The 2,416-nt window shown below is 69.9% G+C and carries 1 protein-coding gene; it reads left to right on the forward strand.

The annotated features are described in order from the left end of the window. Window positions 1–2,416, forward strand: a 2,416-nt coding sequence (locus AB8M46_RS39930) for a condensation domain-containing protein (protein WP_394363512.1), incomplete at both ends; no start/stop codon positions are given.

Here is a 2,416-nt window from a genome sequence, read left to right on the forward strand (position 1 = left end):
GGGGCACAAGGACCCGGCGTATCTCGCCGAGCTGATCCGCACGGCCGGGATCACCACCGTCCACTTCGTCCCGTCGATGCTCGCGCTCTTCCTGGAGACAGCGGAGTGCACCGGCCTCCGCCGCGTGATCTGCAGTGGTGAGGCACTACCGTCGGACCTGGCGGCCCGCGTGGACGTCCCGCTGTACAACCTGTACGGCCCGACCGAAGCGTCCGTCGACGTGACCGCTTGGCGGGCCGGTGCCGAGACGACGCCGACCGTCCCGATCGGACGTCCGGTGTGGAACACGCGGACGTATGTGCTGGACGCGCGGCTGAACCCGGTCCCGCCGGGCGTCCCCGGTGAGCTCTACCTCGCCGGTGTTCAGCTCGCTCGCGGGTATCTGGCTCGGCCTGGGCTGACCGCGGAACGGTTCGTGGCGAACCCGTTCGTCGCGGGGGAGCGCATGTACCGCACCGGGGACCTCGCGCGCTGGTCGGACGACGGTGTGCTGGAGTTCCTGGGCCGCGTGGACGATCAGGTCAAGATCCGCGGCTTCCGGGTCGAACTCGGCGAGGTCGAGGCGGCGCTGACCGCGTCGGAGTCCGTCACGCGCGCGGTGGTCGTCGCGCGTGAAGACCGGCTGGTGGCGTACGTCGTCGGTTCGGTCGACGGGCTGAGGGAAGCGGTGGCCGCGAAGCTGCCGGACCACATGGTGCCGTCGGCGTTCGTCGTGCTCGACGAGATCCCGCTGACCCCGAACGGCAAACTCGACCGCAAAGCCCTGCCCGCCCCCGAGTTCGCGACCGCCGAAGGCCGCGAGCCGAGGAACGCGCGGGAAGAGGCGCTGTGCGGGTTGTTCGCCGACGTGCTCGGCGTCGAACGGGTCGGGATCGACGACGGGTTCTTCGCCCTCGGTGGGCATTCGCTGCTGGTGATGCGCCTGGTCAGCCGGATCTCGGCGAGTCTGGACGCCACGGTGTCGGTCCGTGACGTCTTCGACGCGCCGACGGTCGCGGCACTGGCCGAACGGCTCGCGGAACCGTCGGCCCAGCCGGTACTGAGTGCGGGGAACCGGCCGGAGCTGCTGCCGCTTTCGCCCGCCCAGCAGCGGTTGTGGTTCCTTTACCGGCTCGAAGGGGTCACCCCCACCTACAACATCCCGCTCGCCTGGCGGCTGCACGGCGAGCTGGACGCGGAGGCGCTGAGTGCGGCGATCGGCGACCTCGTCGAGCGGCACGAACTGCTCCGGACGTTGTTCGTCGAAGAAGGCGGCGTCGCGGCGCAGCGCATCCTGGCCGACGCGCGTCCGGAGGTCCGTTTCGCGGACGCGGGCGACCTTTCCGCGCAGTTGGCCGCCGAAGCCGGTCGCGGATTCGCTCTCGACGAGGAACTCCCGATCCGGGTCACGGTCTTCACCGTGTCACCGCGGGAACACGTCCTGCTGCTGGTGATCCACCATGTGGCGACGGACGAGTGGTCGCAGGGGCCGCTCCTGGCCGACCTCGCCACCGCGTACGAGGCGCGTCTCGCCGGAAACACTCCACAGTGGACAGAGCTGGCGGTCCAGTACGCGGACTACGCCCTGTGGCAACGTGAACTGCTCGATTCGACGGCCTCCGGGCATCTCCGGTTCTGGCAGGAAGCGCTGGCGGATCTGCCGGACGAACTGCCGCTGCCCGCGGACCGGCGGCGTCCGGCCGAATCGAGCCATCGCGGTGGTCTCGTCACCTTCCCGATCGACGCCGCGCTCACCGCACGGCTGCGTGCGGTGGCCCAGCGGCACGACGTCAGCATGTTCATGCTCGCGCAGGCCGCGGTCGCGGCACTGCTGCACCGGCTCGGCGCCGGGGACGACATCCCGCTCGGCGCCCCGAGTTCCGGCCGCGTCGACGAACGGCTGGAGCCGCTGATCGGCTTCTTCGTGAACTCGCTCGTGCTGCGCACCGACCTGTCCGGCGAGCCGGCGTTCGGCGAACTGCTCGCGCGGGTGCGCGCGACCGACCTCGCCGCCTTCGAACATCAGGAGCTGCCCTTCGAGCGCCTGGTCGACGCCGTCAACCCGGAACGTTCGCTGGCCAGGCATCCGCTGTTCCAGGTGATGGTGGTGTACCTGCCCGAAGCCGAGGACGGGCTGAAGCTGCCCGGCCTTCGTGCGGAACAGGAGGACTTCGCGCAGGGTGTCGCCAAGTTCGACCTCGAGTTCGGGTTCCTGGAGAACGATGACGCCATCTCCGGCGCCATCGAGTACAGTGCCGACCTCTTCGACCACGCCACCGCCGAGTCTTTCGCTCGACGGCTGGTGAGGGTCCTTGACCAGGTGGCCGCCGATCCGGCGATCCCCGTCGGCGAAATCGACGTCCTTGCCGAGGACGAACGCACGTTGCTCAAGCACTGGAACGAGACCTCGCACGACGTCCCGGCGAGCACGTTGCCC

The sequence above is a fragment of the Amycolatopsis sp. SB7-3 genome (genome assembly GCF_041021335.1).
Classification (GTDB): Bacteria; Actinomycetota; Actinomycetes; order Mycobacteriales; family Pseudonocardiaceae; genus Amycolatopsis; species Amycolatopsis japonica.